19 protein-coding genes are annotated in these 19,989 nt (G+C 64.7%); 2 read left to right on the top strand and 17 right to left on the bottom strand.

Annotated elements, in window-relative coordinates; genetic code table 11:
* Positions 1 to 6: 6 nt before the first annotated feature.
* From xdhC to xdhA, 3 genes are read right to left on the bottom strand one after another with little or no spacing between them, the layout of a single operon-like run.
* Positions 7 to 888 (bottom strand): xanthine dehydrogenase accessory protein XdhC, encoded by an 882-nt coding sequence (gene xdhC, locus RBB42_RS09795; RefSeq protein WP_305969554.1) that lies wholly within the window; start codon positions 886 to 888, stop codon positions 7 to 9.
* A gap of 4 nt (positions 889 to 892) precedes the next feature.
* A complete protein-coding gene (gene xdhB, locus RBB42_RS09790; RefSeq protein ID WP_305969555.1) occupies positions 893 to 3,211 on the bottom strand; it encodes a xanthine dehydrogenase molybdopterin binding subunit in 2,319 nt (772 codons plus the stop codon).
* A 14-nt stretch (positions 3,212 to 3,225) separates the two neighbouring features.
* Positions 3,226 to 4,689 (bottom strand): xanthine dehydrogenase small subunit, encoded by a 1,464-nt coding sequence (gene xdhA, locus RBB42_RS09785; protein WP_305969556.1) that lies wholly within the window; start codon positions 4,687 to 4,689, stop codon positions 3,226 to 3,228.
* 163 nt (positions 4,690 to 4,852) lie between these two features.
* Between xdhA and RBB42_RS09780 the strand changes: the two genes are divergently transcribed.
* Positions 4,853 to 5,776, top strand: coding sequence for a LysR family transcriptional regulator (locus RBB42_RS09780; RefSeq protein ID WP_305969557.1), 924 nt, complete (start codon positions 4,853 to 4,855; stop codon positions 5,774 to 5,776).
* On the opposite strand, the gene RBB42_RS09775 is transcribed toward RBB42_RS09780, so the two are convergent.
* The 10 genes from RBB42_RS09775 to RBB42_RS09730 all read right to left on the bottom strand — a co-directional run bounded on the left by RBB42_RS09775 (position 5,773) and on the right by RBB42_RS09730 (position 14,995).
* Positions 5,773 to 6,123 (bottom strand): RidA family protein, encoded by a 351-nt coding sequence (locus RBB42_RS09775; RefSeq protein WP_305969558.1) that lies wholly within the window; start codon positions 6,121 to 6,123, stop codon positions 5,773 to 5,775. The genes RBB42_RS09780 and RBB42_RS09775 overlap by 4 nt on opposite strands.
* A gap of 16 nt (positions 6,124 to 6,139) precedes the next feature.
* Positions 6,140 to 7,240, bottom strand: coding sequence for an NAD(P)/FAD-dependent oxidoreductase (locus RBB42_RS09770; RefSeq protein ID WP_305969559.1), 1,101 nt, complete (start codon positions 7,238 to 7,240; stop codon positions 6,140 to 6,142).
* Entirely contained in the window at positions 7,237 to 8,262 is a 1,026-nt protein-coding gene (locus RBB42_RS09765; protein ID WP_305969560.1) for a histone deacetylase family protein, read from the bottom strand. The genes RBB42_RS09770 and RBB42_RS09765 overlap by 4 nt, the downstream gene beginning before the upstream one ends.
* Positions 8,259 to 8,738, bottom strand: a complete 480-nt coding sequence (locus tag RBB42_RS09760) for a GNAT family N-acetyltransferase (protein ID WP_305969561.1) — start codon at positions 8,736 to 8,738, stop codon at positions 8,259 to 8,261. Before RBB42_RS09760 ends, RBB42_RS09765 begins: the two co-directional genes overlap by 4 nt.
* On the bottom strand, positions 8,738 to 9,664 hold the full coding sequence (gene kce, locus RBB42_RS09755) for a 3,5-dioxohexanoate:acetyl-CoA acetone transferase (RefSeq protein WP_305969562.1): 927 nt from the start codon (positions 9,662 to 9,664) through the stop codon (positions 8,738 to 8,740). Before kce ends, RBB42_RS09760 begins: the two co-directional genes overlap by 1 nt.
* A gap of 1 nt (position 9,665) precedes the next feature.
* Positions 9,666 to 11,003 carry an aminotransferase family protein gene (locus RBB42_RS09750; protein WP_305969563.1) on the bottom strand — a complete coding sequence of 446 codons (1,338 nt, stop codon included), beginning with the start codon at positions 11,001 to 11,003 and terminating at the stop codon, positions 9,666 to 9,668.
* A gap of 4 nt (positions 11,004 to 11,007) precedes the next feature.
* On the bottom strand, positions 11,008 to 12,081 hold the full coding sequence (locus RBB42_RS09745) for an ABC transporter ATP-binding protein (RefSeq protein WP_305969564.1): 1,074 nt from the start codon (positions 12,079 to 12,081) through the stop codon (positions 11,008 to 11,010).
* Positions 12,082 to 12,150: 69 nt separating this feature from the next.
* Positions 12,151 to 13,299 carry an ABC transporter substrate-binding protein gene (locus RBB42_RS09740; RefSeq protein ID WP_305969565.1) on the bottom strand — a complete coding sequence of 383 codons (1,149 nt, stop codon included), beginning with the start codon at positions 13,297 to 13,299 and terminating at the stop codon, positions 12,151 to 12,153.
* Positions 13,300 to 13,337: 38 nt separating this feature from the next.
* The gene (locus tag RBB42_RS09735; protein WP_305969566.1) at positions 13,338 to 14,129 is read right to left on the bottom strand and encodes an ABC transporter permease; all 792 of its coding nucleotides are present in this window, start codon (positions 14,127 to 14,129) and stop codon (positions 13,338 to 13,340) included.
* Entirely contained in the window at positions 14,129 to 14,995 is an 867-nt protein-coding gene (locus RBB42_RS09730) for an ABC transporter permease (RefSeq protein WP_305969567.1), read from the bottom strand. Before RBB42_RS09730 ends, RBB42_RS09735 begins: the two co-directional genes overlap by 1 nt.
* A 94-nt stretch (positions 14,996 to 15,089) precedes the next feature.
* On the opposite strand from RBB42_RS09730, the gene RBB42_RS09725 reads away from it, so the two are divergent.
* Complete coding sequence (locus RBB42_RS09725; protein ID WP_305969568.1) at positions 15,090 to 16,070, top strand: LysR family transcriptional regulator; 981 nt, start codon at positions 15,090 to 15,092, stop codon at positions 16,068 to 16,070.
* Between the two features lies 1 nt (position 16,071).
* On the opposite strand, the gene RBB42_RS09720 is transcribed toward RBB42_RS09725, so the two are convergent.
* The 4 genes from RBB42_RS09720 to RBB42_RS09705 all read right to left on the bottom strand — a co-directional run bounded on the left by RBB42_RS09720 (position 16,072) and on the right by RBB42_RS09705 (position 19,600).
* The gene (locus RBB42_RS09720) at positions 16,072 to 17,304 is read right to left on the bottom strand and encodes a glycosyltransferase family protein (protein WP_305969569.1); all 1,233 of its coding nucleotides are present in this window, start codon (positions 17,302 to 17,304) and stop codon (positions 16,072 to 16,074) included.
* Between the two features lie 4 nt (positions 17,305 to 17,308).
* Positions 17,309 to 18,079, bottom strand: a complete 771-nt coding sequence (locus RBB42_RS09715) for an HAD-IIB family hydrolase (RefSeq protein WP_305969570.1) — start codon at positions 18,077 to 18,079, stop codon at positions 17,309 to 17,311.
* Between the two features lie 136 nt (positions 18,080 to 18,215).
* Positions 18,216 to 18,845 (bottom strand): nucleoside triphosphate hydrolase, encoded by a 630-nt coding sequence (locus RBB42_RS09710; protein ID WP_305969571.1) that lies wholly within the window; start codon positions 18,843 to 18,845, stop codon positions 18,216 to 18,218.
* A 464-nt stretch (positions 18,846 to 19,309) separates the two neighbouring features.
* Positions 19,310 to 19,600: a hypothetical protein gene (locus tag RBB42_RS09705; RefSeq protein WP_305969572.1), complete on the bottom strand. Its 291-nt coding sequence runs from the start codon at positions 19,598 to 19,600 to the stop codon at positions 19,310 to 19,312.
* Positions 19,601 to 19,989: the final 389 nt, after the last annotated feature.

Here is a 19,989-nt window from a genome sequence, read left to right as displayed (position 1 = left end):
CCGGTGTCAGGCCGTCAGTCCCTCCTGGTCTTGGTGATGGCCCTTTCGGGCCGCCTGGGTTGCCCTCTCTGGGCAGGTCGCGGCAGGTTCAGAGGTCAATTCAGCCATGACTTCGGCCACCACGAAGGCGGCGATCAGGCTGGGCCGCTTGTCGCGGCTACCGCTTGCCCCGATGGGGCAGATCAATGTGTCGATGTCACCGGCCTCGCAGTTCCGGTGCATCCAGTTCCTGAATTTTGCCCGCTTGGTGGCAGAGCCGATCATGCCGACATAGGCCGCGTCACCGCGTTCCAGAGCGGCGGCGGTCAGCAGGAAGTCCAGCGCATGATCATGCGTCAGCACGACAAAGGCGCTGCCCGCCGGGGCCGTCATGATGTCGATCTCGGGGATCGCGCGGACACGCGTGTCGACCTCCGCAGTGCAGAGCGCGATTTCCTCGGGCCGCGTGTCGATCACGATGCAGGTGACCGGCAGGTGCTGGAACAGGTCGGCCAGTGCGCGGCCCACATGGCCCGCGCCCAGAACGTAGACATGCGGGCGGCTGTCCTTGGCGCGCGCCTCGCGGGTAATGGCCGCGCGCCTGTCCGAGGCGCGCAGCCGCGTCAGACCCATTTCGACCCGCCCGCCACAGCATTGCCCGATCTCGGGTCCCAGCGGCAGGTCCAACGTTCGGCTCAGAACGCCGTCACGCAGCATCCCGCGCGCCGTTTCGATGGCCCGGTATTCCAACTGGCCGCCGCCAATCGTGCCCCAGAGGCCGGAGGCGGCGACGAACATCTCCGTACCCTCGCCGCGCGGAGAAGAGCCGCGCACCCGCGTCAGCTCCACACGGATCACTGCGCCTTCCGCGCCAAGGAACTCCGCCAATGACGTGATTGCGGATGCCATCGGCTCACCCCCCGGCCTGCAGACGGGTGACGGCCATCAGCACGCGTTCCGGCGTGGCCGGGGCATCGAGACGCGGGCAGACGCGGTAATCGGCAACCGAGGCCACCGCCATCGACAGCGCCTCGAAGACCGAGATGCCCAACATGAAGGGCGGCTCGCCCACGGCCTTGGACCGCTTGATCGTCAGTTCGCGGTTCTCAGACCAATCCGCGAGGTTCACGTTGAAGATACGCGGCCGGTCCGAGGCCAGCGGGATCTTGTAGGTCGAAGGCGCATGGGTGCGCAGACGGCCCGCGTCGTCCCACCAGAGTTCCTCACTGGTCAGCCAGCCCATGCCCTGCACGAAGGCGCCTTCGACCTGCCCCTTGTCCAGCACCGGGTTCAGCGAGCGGCCCACGTCATGCAGGATATCGGTGCGGTCGATCCGGTATTCCCCGGTCAGCGTGTCGATCGTCACCTCGGAACAGGCGGCGCCATAGGCATAGTAGTAGAACGGCCGCCCCTGCCCCTTGTCGCGGTCCCAGTGGATCTTGGGGGTCTTGTAGAACCCGGCCGCCGAAAGTTGGACCCGCGCCATGTAGGCGGCCTTGATGACCGCATCGAAGGACAGAACCTCGTCCCCGATCTGCACCCGATTGGCGAGGAACCGCACCTCTTCCGGCGCGACGCCCCATTTCTCGGCGGCGAACTCCACCAGCCGCGCCTTAATCTGCTCGACCGCGTTCAGCGCCGCCATGCCGTTCAGGTCCGACCCCGAAGACGCCGCGGTGGCCGAAGTATTGGGCACCTTCTCGGTCGTGGTCCTGGTGATCTTGATGCGTTCGAAATCCACCTGGAAGGCATCGGCCACCACCTGCGCCACCTTGGTGTTCAGCCCCTGACCCATCTCTGTCCCGCCGTGGTTCAGGTGGATGGACCCGTCGTTGTAGACATGCACCAAGGCGCCCGCCTGATTGTAATGCGTCGCTGTAAAGGAGATGCCGAATTTCACCGGCGTCAGCGCGATGCCCTTTTTCAGAACCGGCGACGTTCGGTTGGTGTCGACGATCTCTGCACGGCGGCGGCGATACTCGGCGCTTTCCTCCAGTTCAGTCACGAGCCGGTCCAGGATGTTGTCCTCGACCTGCTGATGATAGGGGGTCACGTCCCGCCCCTCTCCGCCATAGAAATTGGCCTTGCGCACATCCAGCGGGTCTTGCCCCGTGGCATAGGCGATTTCCTCGATGATGCGTTCTGCGGCAACCACGCCCTGCGGCCCGCCAAAGCCCCGGAAGGCGGTGTTGGAGACCGTGTTCGTCTTCATCGGGCGCGAGGTCAGGCGCACATGGGGATAGAAATAGGCGTTGTCCGCATGGAACAGCGCGCGGTCGGTGACCGGCCCCGAAAGATCGGACGAGTAGCCGCAGCGCGCTGCGAAACTGCCTTCGACCGCCTGTATTCGGCCTCCGTCGTCAAAACTCACGTCATAGTCGATCACAAAGTCATGGCGCTTGCCCGTGGCGGTCATGTCCTGATCGCGGTCGGGGCGGATCTTGACGGCGCGGTTCCATTTCTTCGCGGCCACGGCGGCGATGGCACAGAACAGGTTCATCTGGCTTTCCTTGCCGCCGAACCCGCCCCCCATGCGCCGCACGTTCACCGTGACCGCATTGGAGGGCACGCCAAGCACATGGGCCACCATGTGCTGCGCCTCGGAGGGGTGCTGCGTCGAACAATGCACCTGCACGTCATCGTCCTCTCCCGGAATGGCGCAGGCGATATGGCCTTCGAGGTACATGTGGTCCTGACCACCGACCTGCATCCGGCCCTTGATCCGATGCACTGCCGCCTGACGCCCGGCCTCCACGTCGCCGCGTTCCAGCTTTAGCGGCAGGGTGACATGGGGATAGCCCGCATCCATGGCCGCCTGCGGATCCAGCGCATGGGGCAGAACCTCGTAGTCCACCTTGGCCAGCGTTGCCGCGCGTCGAGCTGCATCGCGGGTTTCGGCGATCACCGCGAACAAGGGCTGGCCGTGGAACTCGATCTTTTCCGTGGGAAAGACCGGCTCGTCGTTGCGGCCCGTGGGGCTGATGTCGTTGACGCCCGGAATGTCGTCGGCGGTCAACACGCCGATGACGCCGGGCGCCGCCCGAACGGCGGTCAGGTCGATGCCCTTCAACGTGGCATGGGCCACGTCCGAAACACCCAGGTAGGCGTGCAGTGTGCCCTCGGGCAGCGCGATATCGTCGGTGTAGTCGGCACGCCCGGTGACATGCTTGGTGGCGCTGTCGTGGATACGGTCCTGATGCACGGTGCCGGTGATGGTCACGGCGTCTTTCATCGATCTGTCCCCTCTCAGGCGGTGGTCAGTTGCACGGGCGCATCCGTCGCCGCGTCGTTTTCAAGGAAGAACCGGCGCAGAAGGTTGCCTGCCGAAAGGCTGCGATAGTCGGCAGAGGCGCGCCAGTCGCTCAGCGGCGTGAAATCCTGCGCGAGAGCGGCGGCCGCCTTGGCGAATGCCTCTTCGGACCAGACCTGCCCAAGCAGCGCGTTTTCGGCCTTGGCGGCCCGTTTCGGCGTCGCTGCCATGCCGCCAAAGGCGATGCGACAATCGGTGATCCGGCCCTCTTCGACCGTGACGCGGATGCCCGCCGCAACCGAGGAAATATCCTCGTCCCGGCGCTTGGAAATCTTGTAGGCTGCGTGTCGCTGGCCGGGTTGCGGCAGCGGCACGCGGATCGCCTCGACGAATTCGCCCGCCTGCCGGTCCTGCTTGCCGTAATCGACAAAGAACTCCTGCAGCGGCAGCACGCGGCGGGCATCGCCTTTGCGCAGCGTGATCTCTGCCCCCAGCGCAATCAGCACCGGCGGCGTGTCCCCGATGGGTGAGCCGTTGGCGATATTGCCGCCCACGGTCCCCATGTTGCGCACCTGCCAACCTGCGATCCGGTCCCAGTAACCGGCGAGATGCGGAAAGGCCCCGGTCAGTTCATCCTGGCATTCGGTGTAGCTGGCCCCCGCCCCGATCCAGAGCGCGTCATCGCGGATCTCGACCGCCTTCAGCCCCTCGAGGTGCCCGGTGAAGATCGCCGGGCCGATGGGCCGCAGGAATTTGGTCACCCAAAGGCCCACATCCGTTGCTCCGGCGACAATGGTCGCCTCCGGATGATCCAGCAGGCAGGCGGCCAGATCGTCCACATCCGCCGGCAGGATCGCGCGGTTGTCCTCGGGGCCGGTCTCCACCCGTTGACCGTCGCGCAGCGCCGTCAGGCGGGCGGTGATCTCTTCGCGTTCACGGGCGATCGGGTCGGCGGCAGGAGAGCCATAGCGGCTGATCGCAACGGCAGCGCGGATGATCGGCGCATAGCCCGTGCAACGGCAGAGATTGCCCTGAAGCGCCGTTTCCACCTGCGCCTCGGTCGGCTCGGGAACCGCCATCCAAAGCGCGTAGAGCGACATGACGAACCCCGGGGTGCAGAACCCGCACTGGCTGCCGTGATGATCGACAAGCGCCTGTTGCACCGGGTGCAATCCGCCATCCGCCCCGGCAAGATGTTCGACGGTCACGACATGGCAGCCATCCAGCGAGGCCAAAAAGCGGATGCAGGCGTTGACCGGGTCATAGCGCAGGCCATCCCGCGTCAGGCGGCCCACCAGAACCGTGCAGGCACCGCAATCGCCCTCGGCGCAGCCTTCCTTGGTGCCGGTCAGGCGACGGTCCAACCGCAGGAAATCCAGCAGGGTGCGATCTGCCCCGACGTCGCTGATGGAAACATCGCGCCCGTTCAGAATGAATCGGATCTCGGATCGGTGCGGCATGACTTCCTCCCTGAAGACTCGCTGGATTGCGGGGTTGCCAGGAAGGCTACAGCTTGCATTAGCCTCAAAAAACATCCGCAAGCGGCAAATACTTTCAACAGGATGTTGATAATGACCCCCGGGCCTGCAAGGCTGCGACGGGTCTTGCCCGGGGGGTAACGTCATGTCCTACATTGAAAGCCTGCAAGTCTTTGTCCGCGTCACGGAACTGGGCAGCATCACATCGGGCGGGCGCGATCTGCGCCTGACCCCGGCGGTGGCCAGCAAAAGAATCAAGGAGTTGGAGCGCCACCTGGGCGTTCGGCTGTTCAATCGGACCACCCGATCCATCACGCCGACAGAGGTGGGCCGCGTCTTTTACGAAGAGGCCCGCAGGGTGTTGCAGGCGCTGGAGACCGCCGAGGCACGGGTGGCCAGTTTTTCCGACACCCCGCGCGGCGCGCTGCGCGTGACGGCGCCCCTTGGCGTCGGTCGCCGGATCGTGGCACCGCTGGTGCCCGCCTTCACCGATTCCTACCCGGAAACAGAAGTGCGGATGCGCCTGTCGGACCGGCGAGTCGACATTCTGGCAGACGGTCAGGACGTGGCATTCTTTATCGGTGCGCCCAAGGACAGCAACATGAAGCTGCGCAAGATCGCCGATTGCGCCCGCGTGCTTTGCGCCTCGCCGGACTACCTGCGCACGGCGGGCACTCCCATGCAGCCCGAGGATCTGCTGAACCAGAACCACAACTGCCTGTTGCTGCGCTATCCACGCTCGCCCGAGTATTTCTGGACGCTGAACACCGCCGGAGGTCCCCTGAAACTGGAGGTTCGGGGACGGTTCGATGCCGACGATGGCGACGTTCTCACCGATTGGGCATTGGCCGGGTGCGGGATCGTCAACAAGCCCCGCTTTGACGTTGCCCATCACCTGGCAGACGGGCGGCTGATCGAGGTTCTGCCCGACACGCCGCCCTTGCCGATGATTTTTGGTTGTCTCTATCCGCACAAGAAACTGCAGGACCCGAAGGTCCGGCTGTTCGTGGAACATGTCGCCAGCCACAGCAAGGCACTGCTGGCAGGGTCAGAGACGGCCCCGGTCTAGGCCTTCGCCGCGATGACGATGAATTCGACCTTGTAGTCCGGCGTCGCCAGCTGGGCCTCGCCACAGGCGCGGGCGGGCGCGTGGCCCTCTGGCACCCAGGCGTCCCAGACCGCGTTCATCTCGGCGAAGTCGCCCATGTCCGCCAGCCAGATCACGCATTGCAGGATGCGCGTCTTGTCCGACCCGGCCTCGGCAAGAAGCGCGTCGATCTTTTCCAGGCAATCCAGCGTCTGCTGCGTGACGCTGGCGCCAGCGGTGCCGACTTGGCCCGCCAGGTAGATCGTATCGCCATGCGTCACGATCTGGCTCATGCGCGGGCCGGTATGGCTTCGTGTGATCTCTGTCATGTCTTGCCTCTTGGGATCAGGAAGAAAACCGCGCCGGGGACAGCGCCCCGATGACGGTGTCGGAAACGGGTGGGGCCGTGTCAGTGACAAGCCGGGCGGTGACGCGGGACAGCACGGGCGCGGTCTGCACGCCATAGCCCCCCTGGCCCGCCAGCCAGAAGAAGCTCGGTTCATCGGGATCGTGGCCGACAACCGGCGTCCGGTCCGGTGTAAAGCTGCGCAGCCCCGCCCAGGTATGTTCGACACGGGTAACGGGCATCGTGACCGCCTGTTCGAACCTATGCAGTCCCTCGGCCAGCACCATGTCGTCGGCCCAAGCGTCATGAGGTTCCACCGGGTCCTCGTCGGCGGGGCTGACCATCAGCTTGCCTGCCTCGGGTTTGGCGTACCACTGCTCGGATGCCGAGACGAAGAGAGGCCAGCGGGTGACGTCATGGGCCTCCGGCGCGGGCAGGATCGCCGCCGAGCGCCGCAAGGGATGCATCGGGATGGTGCGGACGCCAGCCAGGTCCGCCACCTGCGCAGCCCAGGCCCCGGCGGCATTGACGATCAACGGCGCGCGGTAATCCTGCGTGCCGGCGGTGACGACCCACTGCCATCCCTCGCGCCGGATCTCCGTCACCTGGGCGCCTGTCTCGATCCGGCCGCCCCGGCCGCGCAGCAACCGCGCGTAGCCATTCAGCATCCGGTCCACGTCGATGTCCTGCGCGTCCCACTCGATCACCGCCGCGGCGATCAGTTCGGGCCGCAGGATCGGCACCAACTCGACCGCCTGCGCGGCGCTCAGTCGTTCGAGGCCCTGGGCCCCGGCGCAGTAGTCCTCCAGCGTGGCCACCTCGTCCTCGGTGGCCACCATCATCTCGCCGCGCGGCGACAGCAGGCTGCTGTCCGACACGCCCTCGGGCCGTTCCATCAGGCCCGCGGACACCGCGTTGAGTGCCCGCAGCGTCGCATTGCCATAGTTGCGGATGAAGATCGCCGCAGATCGGCCCGTGGAATGATAACCGATCTGGCGCTCACCCTCGAGCACGGTCACCGACATGTCCGCGGCCAGTTCCGCGCCTGCGCTGATCCCGGCGATGCCGCCGCCGATCACGATCACGTCCGAGGTTGTCACGCGCCCTCCTGAAACCCGGTCAGGGTTTTGGTCAGGTTCGCGCCCAGCGTGTCCGAAAGGTATCCGCCCTCCTGGACAAACAGCACGGGCAGGCCGGTGGCGGCGATGGCAGCACCAATGCGGGCAAAACCGTCCTGCGTGACCGCCAGCCCCTGAAAGGGATCGTCGATCGAGGCATCGAGGCCCAGGGCCACAACAAGCGCATCAGTGCCAAAGCTGCGTACCCGCCCCAGCGCCGTGTCCAGCGTCTTGAGGAAATCCGCGTCCCCCGTGCCGCGCGCCAGCGGCAGGTTCAGGTTGCAGCCCATCCCCCGGCCCGCGCCGCGTTCCTGCGCGTGGCCCCAGAAAAACGGGTAGAACCGCGCCGGATCGGCGTGAATGGATACGGTCAGCACGTCGTCGCGGTCATAGAACATGCCCTGCGTGCCGTTGCCGTGGTGCACGTCCACATCAAGGATCGCGGGGCGGAAACCCCAGCCGCGCAAGCGTTCGGCGGCAATGCCCGAGTTGTTGAGGAAGCAGAAGCCCCCCGCCAGGTCCGCAAAGGCATGGTGCCCCGGCGGGCGCGACAGGGCATAGACGGCGCGTTCGTCACTGGCGATCAGGTCGGCTCCGGTGATGGCGCTCTGCGCGGACCAATAGGCCGCCTGCCATGTGCCTTCGGCGATGGGACAGGCGGTGTCGGCCTGGTGATAGCCGGCCTGACCCACGGCGGATTTGGGATAGCCATCGGTGCGGTTGGCCGGGTGGACGTTGGGGATCACCTCTTCGCCCGCGCCCTCGATCCGGCGCCAGCGGGTGTAGATGCTTTCGAGAAAGGTCAGGTACTCGGGGGTATGCACCGCCGCGATGGGGCCAAGGCCCGCGTCCTGCGGCGGCTGAAACGCACAGCCCGCCTCTTCGGCGGCGGCCTTCAGCACCTCGATCCGGCGCGGTTGCTCAGGGTTGGGCATGATCGCCCCGTTGGCCATGAAATGCTTGGGATCATGGCGCCATTGTCGGTCGTCAAAGACGGCTTTCATCGCTCTCCTTCCAGGGCCGCGCATCCGGCCTCATCCAAGAACAAATCGGTGTGACCCTTGGCGGGGACAAATCCCAGCCGGTCGTAGAAACGGCGCGCCGCGGGGGTCCGGTCATAGACTTGCAGGCGCAGGAAGCAAGCCCCCCAAGCCGACGCTGCGTCGGCATAGGCCGCGGCCAGCAACCGCCGTCCGAGCCCTCCGGATCGCTGGGCAGGCGACACCCAGAGGTCCGAGACATAGAGCCCCGCACCGCCGCGCACCGTGGACAGCCCCGGCGAGTAGAGCGCCAGCCCGGCCATCGCGCCGCTCTCCTCGGCCAGTTGGGCGCGAAAGGCCGGAACCTCACCCCAGCCCGCACGCGCTAGAGCCTCGGGCGAGGCGTTGTAGGTATCACCCAGGTCCCGCGCCAGGGCGGCAAGCGCCTGGTCGAGCCGCTCCACGTCAGAGCGCGCGGCCGTCCTGATCGTCAATCCCATCAGATCGCCGTCCTGTCCGCGCCCTTCAGCCCCAGCATTCGGCGGGCGTCCTCCGGCGTGGCTACCTCGCGGCCCATGTCCTCGACGATGCGGCGGATCTTGGCCACCTGCTCGGCATTGCTCCGCGCCAGTTGCCCGCGCGCGATCATCAGGCTGTCTTCCAGCCCGACGCGCACATGCCCCCCCATCGCAGCGGCCATGCTGGTCAGCGGGATCTGGTGCCGCCCGGCCGCCAGAACCGAAAACATGTAATCCTCGCCGAACAGCTTGTCGGCGATGGTCTTCATGTGGGTCAGATTCTCCGGGTCCGGTCCCATGCCCCCCAGCACGCCAAAGACGAACTGGATGAAGAATGGCGCCAATACCAATCCGCGATCCGCGAAATGGCGCAGCATGTAGAGGTGACTCAGGTCGTAGCATTCGAACTCGAACCGCGCGCCGCGCTCCTTGCCCATCGTCTGCAGGATGCCTGCGATGTCGCGCGGCGTGTTCTTGAAGACGAGGTCGTCGGAGTTTTCCAGGAACGGCTGTTCCCAGTCATGTTTCCATTCGTCGATCCGCGCCGCCGCAGGATAAAGAGCAAAGTTCATCGACCCCATGTTCAGGCTGCACATCTCTGGTTCGGCCAACCTGGGCGCGGCCAGCCGCTGGTCCAGCGTCATCACCGCGCTGCCGCCGGTGGAAATGTTCAGGACCGCGCCTGTCGCCTGCTTGATCCGCGGCAGGAAGGCCATGAAATGCGCCGGGTCGGCAGAGGGCTGCCCGGTCTCGGGATCGCGGGCGTGCAGGTGCAGGATCGATGCCCCGGCCTCTGCCGCGCCAACGGCGTGTTCCGTGATCTGATCCGCCGTCACCGGCAGGTGGGGCGACATCGACGGCGTATGGATCGAGCCGGTGACAGCGCAGGTGATGAGGATCTTGCTCATGTCATCCGGCCTGCATCGCGGGTGCGATTTCATGTGCAAACTGGACAAGGGACGCATCCAGCCCCTCGATGATCTCGTCGATATGCCCCTCGTTCAGGATCAGCGGCGGGCAGACAAGGATGTGATCCCCTTCCAGCCCGTCGCGCGTGCGACGCGAATAGACGATCAACCCCTTGTCATAGGCGATGTCCACGAACCGCTGATGCGCGTTCAGGTGTTTCGGCAGGGGCGCCTTTGTGCTCCGGTCCGACATGAACTCGAAGGCGGTCAACAGGCCCTTGCCGCGCACGTCCCCGATGATGTCGTGGCGTTGCATCAAGCCGTTCAGCCGCGCCAGCAGTTTTTCCCCCATCGCGGCGGCATTGGCGCAAAGATCCTGCCTGTCGATCTCTTCCAGAACGGCAAGGCCCGCCGCGCAGGCCAGCGGGTTGCCCGCGTAGGTGAACCCATGCGCAAACCCGCCCGCGTCCAGCACGGGATCCACCAGCCGCCTGTCGGCCACCATCGCGCCCAGAGGCGCATAGCCAGAGCCGATCCCTTTGGACAGAACCACGATGTCGGGCCGCACGCCCCAGTGATCGACCCCCAGAAAGGCGCCGGTGCGCCCCGCCCCGGTCATGACCTCGTCGAGGATCAGCAGGATACCATAGGCGTCGCAGATCTCGCGTACCCGTTCGAGATAACCCGGCGGAGAGACCAGCGCCCCCGTCGAAGCACCGCCGATCGGCTCGACGATGAAGGCCAGCACGCTGTCCGGGCCCTCCTCTTCGATCCTCTGGGCCAGCATGTCGGCATAGTGCCGCCCCGTCGCCGCGTCCTCTGGGTCCAGCCCGTCGAGATAGGCGCGCGGCGCCGGCACCTTGGGCATGATCCGCATCATGGGTTCAAACGGCGCGGTCAGCGTGGTGTAGCCCGTGGTTGCCAGCGCCCCCAAAGTGCAGCCGTGATAGGAGGGCGTGCGCGAGATGATCTTCCACCGGCTGCCCTGCCCCGCCGCCAGCGCGTATTGCCGCGCCAGTTTCATCGCGCTCTCCACCGCCTCGGACCCGCCAGAGACAAAGAACACGCGGTCCAGCCCTTCGGGCATTTTCCCGGCCAGTTTCTCGGCCATGTTCTCCGAGGCCTCGGTCTCGAAATGCAGGCGATAGCCAAAGGTGGATTTTTCCATCTGGCGCTGCATCGCCGCCAGCACATGTTCGTTGGAATGACCGATATTGCAGACCATCGCGCCGGACGACCCGTCAAGATAGCGGCGCCCGTTCTTGTCCCACATGTAGACGCCGCGGGCCTGGTCCAGCACCGGTTTGCGCCCGCGGCCCTGGTAGAAAAGCTTGCTCATCCCGTCACCCCGGCAATGCAGCGCAATCGATGGGCCGAAACCCTGCTGTCACTGTCGTGCCTTCGGCAAAGGGATGACCGTCGATCATGTTGATCGCCTGGAACTGGCGATCACCGGCACGGATGAAATAGCGTACGGTCTGGCCCTGGTAGTCGACGGTTTCCACCACCGCCTCGGATGTGACCATGCCGGTCGTGTCCGCGCCCTGCGGCATCAATTGCAGTTTCTCGGCCCGCAGCACCAGCTTGGCAGCGCCTTCGCTGACCTGCGGCGCCTTGTCGGCGGGCACCGGCACATGGCCGAACACCGGCACATCTAGCGCAGCCGTCTCTGCATCCTTGCCGGTGCATTTGCCCTCGATGATGTTGGAGGCGCCCAGGAAATTGGCGACGAATTCGCTGGCTGGGCGATTATAGACTTCTTCCGGCGTGCCGACCTGTTCGACGCGGCCCGCGCTCATGACGACGATCTGGTCGGACATGGCCAGCGCTTCGGACTGGTCATGCGTGACAAAGACGGTCGTGACACCGATCTGGTCCTGGATGCGCTTCAACTCCACGCGCATGTCCTCGCGCAGGTTGGCATCCAGTGCGGACAGCGGTTCGTCCAGCAGCAGCACGTCCGGTTCGATGACGATGGCGCGGGCCAGCGCGATACGCTGTTGCTGACCGCCCGACAGTGCCTTGGGGTAGCGGCCACCCACATCGGGCAATTGCACCAGGTCCAGCGCCTTTTGCACGCGCCCCGGGATCTCGGAGGCGGGCACATCGCGGTATTTCAGGCCAAAGGCCACGTTGTCGGCCACGCTCTTGTGCGGGAACAGGGCGTAGTTCTGGAACACGATGCCAAGGTTGCGCTTGTGGATCGGCACGTTGTTCACGCTTTTGCCGCCGATGCGGATTTCGCCCTCGGTCGGGTCCAGCAGGCCGGCGATCATCCGCAGGTTGGTCGTCTTGCCACAGCCCGATGGTCCGAGCAGCGTCAGGAAGGTGCCCTCGGGGATTTCCAGGTTGGTCGGATGCACGGCGGTGAAGGTGCCGAACCGCTTGACGATATTGTCCAGGGTGACGGTACTCATGGGCAAGGTCCTGCGACAGAGGGGCGCCCGCCCCGACACGCTGGCCGGGGCAGGCAGGTTGGCTTGGGGTCAGTAGCCCTTCTGGACACGGCCGAAGGTCTTCGACCAGGCGGCCTCGTGGCCGTTCCAGTAGTCCGGATCGGCAAAGGTAAGACCATCCAGCGTGCCCGTGGGGTCGAAGGCAGGCAGCGTCGGGATCTTGTCGCCCAGGTCGACCTTCTGGGGGTCCAGTGCAGGCGGATAGCTCTGCCCCTCGGCCACGGCGATCGAGGTCGCCGGATCAAGCATGAAGTTCAGCAGTTCCTCGCAGGCCTCCAGCGGCGAGCCCTTGATGACGAACATGCATTCCTGCCAGCCAAAGCCGTTGGGCGGGTCCATGTAGCCGATGTCATGCCCCTGTTCCTGCAGGGCGTAGATGCGGCCGGACCAGCCCTCGGTGACGTGGATCTCTTCCTCGGCCAAAAGGCTCATCAGCTCGGCGCCCGAACCCCAGTATTTCAGCGCGAGGTCGCGGTGCTGGCGCACGGCATCCCAGCAGGCCTCTTCGTCGGTGACGCCGTTCGGATCCTGCCCGGTCTGCAGAGAGGCATACCACATCCGCGTGCGCCAGTCGGACCAACCGCCGATCTTGCCCTTGTGGGCTTCGTCGATCAGGATCTTGGCGCCCTTTTCCTGCATCTCCTCGTCCGAGATGTACTTGCGGTTATAGGCCAGCCCGGTGGTGCCGTAATCATAGGGCACGCAGCTGAGCGATCCGTCGGTGACGTTCCGGAAGACGTCGACCAGCTTGGGGATCACGAACTGCAGGTTGGGGATCCTTTCCTCGTTCAGCTTGGTGGTCAGGCCCAGCCCGTGATAGCGCGCGTAGTCGAAAACGCCCGACAGGTGGGCGATGTTGTATTCGCCCGGCTGACTGGCCTTGACCCGGCTGAGGTATTCGTCACCGCCGCCGAACGTGCCGTCGACCACCTCGATGCCGGTTTTCGCGGTGAACGGGTCGAAGGCATTGGCGCGCAGCGCCTCGGAGACCACGCCGCCCCAGCCGTCGAACCGGACCTGGCTGACGCTTTGTGCCAAGGCGCGGTAGGGTGTCACAAGGCCGTAGGCCGTGCCTGCGGCGCCCAGAAGGCCCAGGAAACTGCGGCGGTCCAGCCCACCGTTCATGTAGCGCTCGCGCAGGCGTTCATAACGTGTCGTGTCGTCGATTTTCCGTGTCATCTTCATCTCCTTGTCGGGTCGTGGATATGCAGGCGGTTCTATGTGCCGCTCTTGCGGGCGAGTTGCCGTGCGATCGCCGCCCCGATCAGGGGCAGACCGACCGTCATGACAATCATGACAGTGCCAAGCGCGTTGATTTCCGGGCTGATGGAATTGCGCAGCATGGCAAAGATCTGCGTCGGCACGGTTTCCACCCCGCCGGGTTTCCAGAAAAGCGTGCCGGTGATGTCGTCAAAGCTGATGGTGAAGGCAAAGAGCGCCCCCGCCAGCACCGCCGGCATCATCAGCGGCAGCGTGATCTGAAAGAAGGTCTGGACCGGGCTGGCGCCAAGGCTCATCGCCGCTTCCTCGACGTCGCGGCGGATGGAAACCAATCGCGCCTGGACCACGAGGATCACGAAGGGCAGCGTAAAGATCACATGGCCGAACAGCAGCAGGGCAAAGCTCTTGTGCAGGCCGAGGAAGTTGAGGAACAGCAGGAGCGCCACCGCCAGCACCACTTCCGGCACCAGGATGGGCGCGATCAGAAGGGTCGAGATCATGTTGGCGCCCGGCACCTTGTACCGGACCAGCGCGAGGCTGGCCAAGACCCCCAAGGTGGTCGAGATCAGTGCCGTCATCAGGCCAAGAACGATAGAGGTGCGAAAGGCGCGCATGATCGCGTCGTTGTTCCACAGCTCCACGAACCAGCGGAAGGAAAAGCCCGTCATCGGAAAACTGCCGAACTGGCTGGCGTTGAAGCTCAGCAGAACCACGACGGCCACTGGCAGGAACATGAAACCGTAGACAAGCAGGCTCCACAGGCGGATCAGGTGCCATCCCCAGCGCATCAGCCCAGCCCCTTCATCAGTTGCGCCATGCCCAGATAGCGGTTGTAGATCATGACCAGAGCCCCCAGCACGACCAGAAGCATCAGGCTGAGTGCAGACCCCAGCGGCCAGTTGAGCTGCGTGATGATCGCCTCGAAGACGAGGTTGGCGAACATGGCGTCACGCGGCCCGCCCAACACCAGCGGCGTAATGTAAGTCCCCGCGCCCAGCACGAAACAAAGCAGCCCGCCCGCTGCGAGACCGGGCAGCGACAGCGGCAGCGTGACCTGAATGAAGGACTGCCACTTGGTTGCACCCAGCGAATTTGCGGCATCCTCGAGATTGGTGTCGATGCCGTCGAGGCTGACAAAGACGTTCAGCACCATGAAGGGCAGCAGGAAATGCACGAGACCGAGGATCACCGTGGTCTCGTTGTAAAGCATGTTCAGCGGCTCGGTGATGATGCCCACGCTCATAAGCAGCGTGTTCAGCGCGCCCGAGACGCCAAGGATATTGATCCAGCTCATCGTGCGGATGATGTAGCTGATCCAGAACGGCAGCATCAGAAGCAGCAGCAAGAGCACCTTGTTGCCGCGCGACCGCGCGATGAAATAGGCCGCCGGATAGCCCATCAGGGCGCAGACAATCGTGGTGATCGCAGCGATGCGCAGGGTGCTGAACAGGATGTCGCGGTAGAAGCGGTCGGTCAGCGCCTCGCGCCAGTTGTCGAGGTAAAAGCCGACCTGGTCGGCGCCTGTGGCCGTGCGCAGCCAGAAGCTGTAGACCACGATGAAGATCAGCGGCACCAGAAGCAGCAGAGTGACCGCGCTGATGGCCGGGGCCAGCAGGATCCAGGGTTGGCGCGCCTCACGGGCTTCGACGGACATGCGTTTCCTCGTGTCTGGAGACTTGCGGAAACCATGCGAAGCGGACAATCATAGATCAAATAGATATGCAGAATGATGACTATAGGCACAGCCTATGACCCCAGCCGATCCCGCAAGCGATCCGCGCTATGAACCAGAGCGTATTGCACGCGAGCTGGACTGGAACCTGTTGCGTACTTTCGTGGTGCTGGCGGACAGTCACTCGATCACCGAGGCGGCACAGCGACTGAGGCTGAAGCAACCCTCTGTTTCCGCGGCACTTCAAAGGCTTGAGGACCGGATCGGCCGCAAGCTGGTCAACCGGTCACCGGGGCATTTCCAGCTGACCGATGCGGGCCGCCTGCTGTACCGCGAAGCGGTGGAAATCAATGGCTCTGTCCTGCGCCTGTCGACCCTGGTGCGCGAACTGACGGACGAGGTGCAGGGCCACGTCAAGATCGAGGTGGCCAGCCACGTCGTCTGCCCGGTTTTTGACCAGACACTGGCCGCGTTCCACCGCTCTCATCCCCGCGCCAGCCTGTCGATCGAGGTCCGTTCCAGCGCCGAGGCCATCGCCGAGGTCCTTGCCAAGCGCGCGTCCTTCGCCATCTGCCTGGTGCGGGATCACAGCCCCAAGCTGGAATATCGGCGCCTCTACCGCGAGTATTTCGGCCTGTTCTGCGGGCCGGAACATGCGCTCTTCGGCCGGGACGACCTGTCGATCAGCGATCTTGCGGGGCTGGGGTCCGTCAGTTTCGAAACCGACCGGCTGCAGGATGTGCTGCGGCCCGTCACGCTGATGCGGGCCCAGGCCGACCTGGGCCAGCGGATCACCGGCGTCTCGACCAATCTCGAAGAGGTGCGGCGGATGATCATCGCCGGACTGGGCATCGGCCCCCTGCCCGTCCATGTGGCGGCGCGCGATGTACACGACGGGTTGCTGTGGCAACTGCCCCCCTACACCGACCTGCCCGCCATCGACGTGCATGTGGTCTGGAACCCAAAGGCCGTCAAGAACCGGGCCGAGGACCTGCTGCTGGCCGCCCTGCTGGAAGCCATCGAGGCCACGCCGATGGAGGAGCGCACCTACCGCTGACTCAGAACGCCATCGGAGTGAATTCCTCGTTGTCCGCGGCGACGGCGGCCCGCAATTCGCCCACGACGCCCGGGTCGGCGGCGTTCACGCGGCTCCAGTTCGGGACGAAGGGCGTCTCGTTGGGGTTGTCGAGAAAGACCTTGCCCGCCTCCACGATATTGTTGGCGAAAAGTTCGACCGTCAGTTCCTCGCGGTGGCGGTCGATGGTCAGCCCGTTCATCTTGGCGTCGTTGTCGTAGAACTCGATAAGGTCCAGCGCCACGCGGTAGTAGGTGGCCTTGAGCGCGCGGAAGACATTGGGCGTAAAGACGGTGCCATCTGCCGCCAGCTTTCGGAAGACCGCCTTGCAGATGTCCATCGACATGCGGTTGAGACCCGTGGCCGCGTCCTCTTCGCTGACCTGCTGGTGCTTGTGGTCATAGGCATCCGCGATTTCAACCTGGCAGACGGAATGCCGGCCCAGATTCCGCCAGACCTCTGACAGGACGCCGATTTCCAGCCCCCAGTCCGAGGGAATGCGCAGATCGGGCAAGAGCGACGTGCGCAGGGCAAATTCGCCCGACAGCGGGTAACGGAAGGCGCGCAGGTAATCGATGTAGTCGCGGTCCCCGATGGTACGTTTCAGCGCGATCAGCAACGGCGACACCAACAGGCGCGTGACCCGCCCGTTCAGCTTTCCATCGCCGATGCGCGGATAATAACCCTTGGACAGCTGGTAGCGGAAATTCGGGTTCACGACGGGGTAGACCAGCCGGTCGAGCAGGTCGCGTTTGTAGGTGACGATATCGCAGTCGTGCAGCGCCATGACCGAGGTATCGGCGCAGGAGATCAGGTAGCCCATGCAGGTCCACATGTTCTTGCCCTTGCCCTGTTCCTGCGGCGCCAGCCCCATCTCGGCCAGTTTGGCGTCCAGCTTTCGCATCCGGGGGCTGTCGTTCCAGAGGACAACGTGATCCTGCGGCAGCCGGGCAAAGAAATCTCGGGCGCGGCGGAACTGCTGTTCGGTGGCACGGTCGAGCCCGATGATGATCCGGTGCAGATAGGTGATCTTGCTCAGCTCATCGAGGATATTTCCCATCGCCGGCCCTTCGAGCTCGGAGTAGAGACAGGGCAGGACGAGCGTGATCTTGCGGGTCTGGGCGTAGGTCTCGATCTCGTAGATCAGCTCTTCCAGAGGGCGACTGCGCAGGTTGTGAAACTGCGCGATATTGCCGTTCTGATGGAAATCAGACATGAGATCAGTCCTTTATGTCGTTCAGTATGGCGAGGACCGCCGTATTCCAGCCTTCGGGGCCGGGACGCGCGGTGCGCCGAATGGTGCCTTGGCCCTCACCCGGAAGGGTCGGGATGCCGGGCCCGTGGTCGTTGCGCACGATCACGCCAAGGTCGGCGGCCTGCAGCATGTCGGTGTCATTGGGCGCATCGCCCAACGCCAGCGTCCGTTCGGCCCCAAGCTCGGCGGCAATCTCGCGCAGCCCGTCGGCCTTGGTGCGCCCATGCGACAGCGTCAGAAAACGCCCGCCGGACCTGCACGCGATGCCCCTGTCCGCCAGGGCTGCAAGGAATGTCTCCCGCATGGTCTCGTTCCCCTGCCAGAGTCCCGGCTCGGAATGTTGCCGTTGGCGCGCCAACGAGGCGGCTTCGGGGGTCAGGCCGGTGATCTCTGCCACTTCGGCATCGCTCATATCGCCAAAGCCCCTGAACGGCGCGCGCAAATCCGGCGGCAAGGCGTCCAGTGCGGACCGCAGGGCAACATAGGGCGTGGCGTCCCCTGCCGCGCGGCCGGGGCGATAGATCCCGGCCCCGTTCTCGACGATGGCGGGCCGGTCGCCCAGCGACAAGGCCGCGTGCAGGACGGCGACCTCGGCAGCCGTCTTGGAGGTGGCAAGGATCAGCGGAATGCCTCGCGCGGCCAATGCGTCCAGCGCGGGCTGCGCCGGGGCGAAAGAGTAATTTGCATGATCCAGAAGCGTTCCGTCCAGATCGCTGAAGACAACGAGTTTGTTCACATGGTCAACCGTTCATCCCACCCATGTGTGGACTATGGCCGTACCAAAGGTCGCTGGCCACAGCCAGCCAGGGCAACTCACGCAGCGCGCCCAATACATGAGCAAATGCACGCCATGCAGGCGGCACGCCCAATTTTTAGGCGATTTGTGAATGACGCAGTACTATGTCCACTGCCTCACGCTCGGCCATGACACGGCGGGCGTTGGGGATGTCATTGGCCAGCGCCTTGCGTTGCGCGGTTTCCTCGTCGAACCCGAATCCCAACCAGCGCGCCATCAGGCGGCGTTCCAGCTCTGCTTCGGGAACCTCCAGGAAGACCGACAGATCCCAGAGCGGCATCAGATCGGACCAGGGCGGTTCGGCGAAACACAGGTAATTGCCTTCGGCCACCACGATGCGCGTTTCCGGCCCGATTTCCTGGGCCCCGGCGATGGCGATCTCGCGCGAACGGTCAAAGACAGGCAGGAAGACCGAGGGATCCGCGGCGACGCGTCCCAGCGCGGTTTTCAGCCCGTCGAAATCAAAGGTCTCGGGCGCGCCCTTGCGCGACAACAGCCCGCGCGGCTCCAGCAGGCGATCATCCAGATGGAACCCGTCCATCGGCATCAGGGCTGCCTCGGGGCCGAGCCGGTCCACCAGCGCTTCGGCCAGGGTAGATTTGCCCGACCCGGGCGGACCGGCCACCGCAACCATCAGGCGGCGCCCCTTGGGCGTGATCCCCGACAGCCGATCGGTGATGTCGCGAAGATGTGTTTCCGGGATCATCGGTCAGACCTCCTGCGCTGCGGCGACGGCGCCATTCCAGGCAGCACTTTGTGCAGCGGTTTCCCGCATTTTTGGCCAGTGCGCCCGTCGCACGAAGATGTCTGACGGGACGTGCCTCGTCCAGCCCCAAGCGCACATGCGGCTGTTCACCCGAAGCACCGTGTTGCTTGAACTGGTCCCATCCGCCTGCCTCGCGTCCAAATGGCTGAGGGGCTGGCAGCCAGGATCGGGACAACCGGTCTTGCCGGCGCAAAAAAAGATGCTCTTGACGGGAACCAATTGCTGCCTCGTGCATTTTCTTTTTGACAGGCACGTCATGTGCGGGCGCAAATCTTTTCCCCCAACGCCCGCACCAATCGCCCCCGCCCATTTTTTCCGGCGGGGGCTTTTTTCGATCAAGTGGCAACGAAAAAGCCGCGCACCCGACCGGGAGCGCGGCTTTCTCAGCGGAGAGCCCGTATTGATCAGTTACGCAGGGACGAATGAAGTGTTGGCGCGTCGCCATGCATGTCCACATGGCGCAGCGCGTCATGGTCTTGAAGGATCTCGTGGATCGCCATGACCTTGGCCACATGCGACGCGTCTGGGTGATCCACGATCACCCGGAGACGGGCCTGCTCTGTTGCGGGTACCTGCGACAGCTCGAAGGCCTCGACGAAATTCTGCAGGTCGGAGGCGAGCGCGTCCCGGACCTGCGCCTCGGCAGTGCCCACCATCAATGTGGCGGCGATAGAAAGGGCAAGAAAGCGGAGCATTGGGCAGCCTCCTGTTCTTTGGGTCGTCGAGGTTCGGGCGAAACTTGCCCGGCCGGCCAGGCCACCTTGGCCTGGTCGGATGTCACAATCTGCGGATTGGGGTGTCTTTCGCTTCAGCGCCGCATCTACGGAAACATGGGAAACGGGCGCGTCCAGCAAAAGGGGAAAGAATCGCGCGACAGGCCCCTTTGGGATGATGATACGTTGATCGTGTTCATCGCGTTCATTCCTTTACACGTCGGCGTGCCCGCCTCTGCGGCACCGCGGATTGCGGCACCCCGGCGGAGGGTTCTTGTCTGTGCAGGCGCATTTGCCTGCGGACGTGGACCTCCTTCCGCCGTCTTCGCAAATTCAACGCACGCATCGACCGAGAAGTTCCGCCAGGTCGA

It is taken from the genome of Mameliella sp. MMSF_3455 (assembly GCF_030733205.1).
Taxonomy (GTDB): Bacteria; Pseudomonadota; Alphaproteobacteria; order Rhodobacterales; family Rhodobacteraceae; genus Antarctobacter.
This window is presented reverse-complemented; position numbering and strand designations above follow the sequence as displayed.

What these genes read in the sequence shown, in the direction of transcription:
- xdhC (WP_305969554.1), bottom strand. Translation starts at nt 888, where the DNA reads ATGGCATCCGCAATCACGTCATTGGCGGAGTTCCTTGGCGCGGAAGGC.
- xdhB (WP_305969555.1), bottom strand. Translation starts at nt 3,211, where the DNA reads ATGAAAGACGCCGTGACCATCACCGGCACCGTGCATCAGGACCGTATC.
- xdhA (WP_305969556.1), bottom strand. Translation starts at nt 4,689, where the DNA reads ATGCCGCACCGATCCGAGATCCGATTCATTCTGAACGGGCGCGATGTT.
- RBB42_RS09780 (WP_305969557.1), top strand. Translation starts at nt 4,853, where the DNA reads ATGTCCTACATTGAAAGCCTGCAAGTCTTTGTCCGCGTCACGGAACTG.
- RBB42_RS09775 (WP_305969558.1), bottom strand. Translation starts at nt 6,123, where the DNA reads ATGACAGAGATCACACGAAGCCATACCGGCCCGCGCATGAGCCAGATC.
- RBB42_RS09765 (WP_305969560.1), bottom strand. Translation starts at nt 8,262, where the DNA reads ATGAAAGCCGTCTTTGACGACCGACAATGGCGCCATGATCCCAAGCAT.
- RBB42_RS09760 (WP_305969561.1), bottom strand. Translation starts at nt 8,738, where the DNA reads ATGGGATTGACGATCAGGACGGCCGCGCGCTCTGACGTGGAGCGGCTC.
- kce (WP_305969562.1), bottom strand. Translation starts at nt 9,664, where the DNA reads ATGAGCAAGATCCTCATCACCTGCGCTGTCACCGGCTCGATCCATACG.
- RBB42_RS09750 (WP_305969563.1), bottom strand. Translation starts at nt 11,003, where the DNA reads ATGAGCAAGCTTTTCTACCAGGGCCGCGGGCGCAAACCGGTGCTGGAC.
- RBB42_RS09745 (WP_305969564.1), bottom strand. Translation starts at nt 12,081, where the DNA reads ATGAGTACCGTCACCCTGGACAATATCGTCAAGCGGTTCGGCACCTTC.
- RBB42_RS09740 (WP_305969565.1), bottom strand. Translation starts at nt 13,299, where the DNA reads ATGACACGGAAAATCGACGACACGACACGTTATGAACGCCTGCGCGAG.
- RBB42_RS09735 (WP_305969566.1), bottom strand. Translation starts at nt 14,129, where the DNA reads ATGCGCTGGGGATGGCACCTGATCCGCCTGTGGAGCCTGCTTGTCTAC.
- RBB42_RS09730 (WP_305969567.1), bottom strand. Translation starts at nt 14,995, where the DNA reads ATGTCCGTCGAAGCCCGTGAGGCGCGCCAACCCTGGATCCTGCTGGCC.
- RBB42_RS09725 (WP_305969568.1), top strand. Translation starts at nt 15,090, where the DNA reads ATGACCCCAGCCGATCCCGCAAGCGATCCGCGCTATGAACCAGAGCGT.
- RBB42_RS09720 (WP_305969569.1), bottom strand. Translation starts at nt 17,304, where the DNA reads ATGTCTGATTTCCATCAGAACGGCAATATCGCGCAGTTTCACAACCTG.
- RBB42_RS09710 (WP_305969571.1), bottom strand. Translation starts at nt 18,845, where the DNA reads ATGATCCCGGAAACACATCTTCGCGACATCACCGATCGGCTGTCGGGG.
- RBB42_RS09705 (WP_305969572.1), bottom strand. Translation starts at nt 19,600, where the DNA reads ATGCTCCGCTTTCTTGCCCTTTCTATCGCCGCCACATTGATGGTGGGC.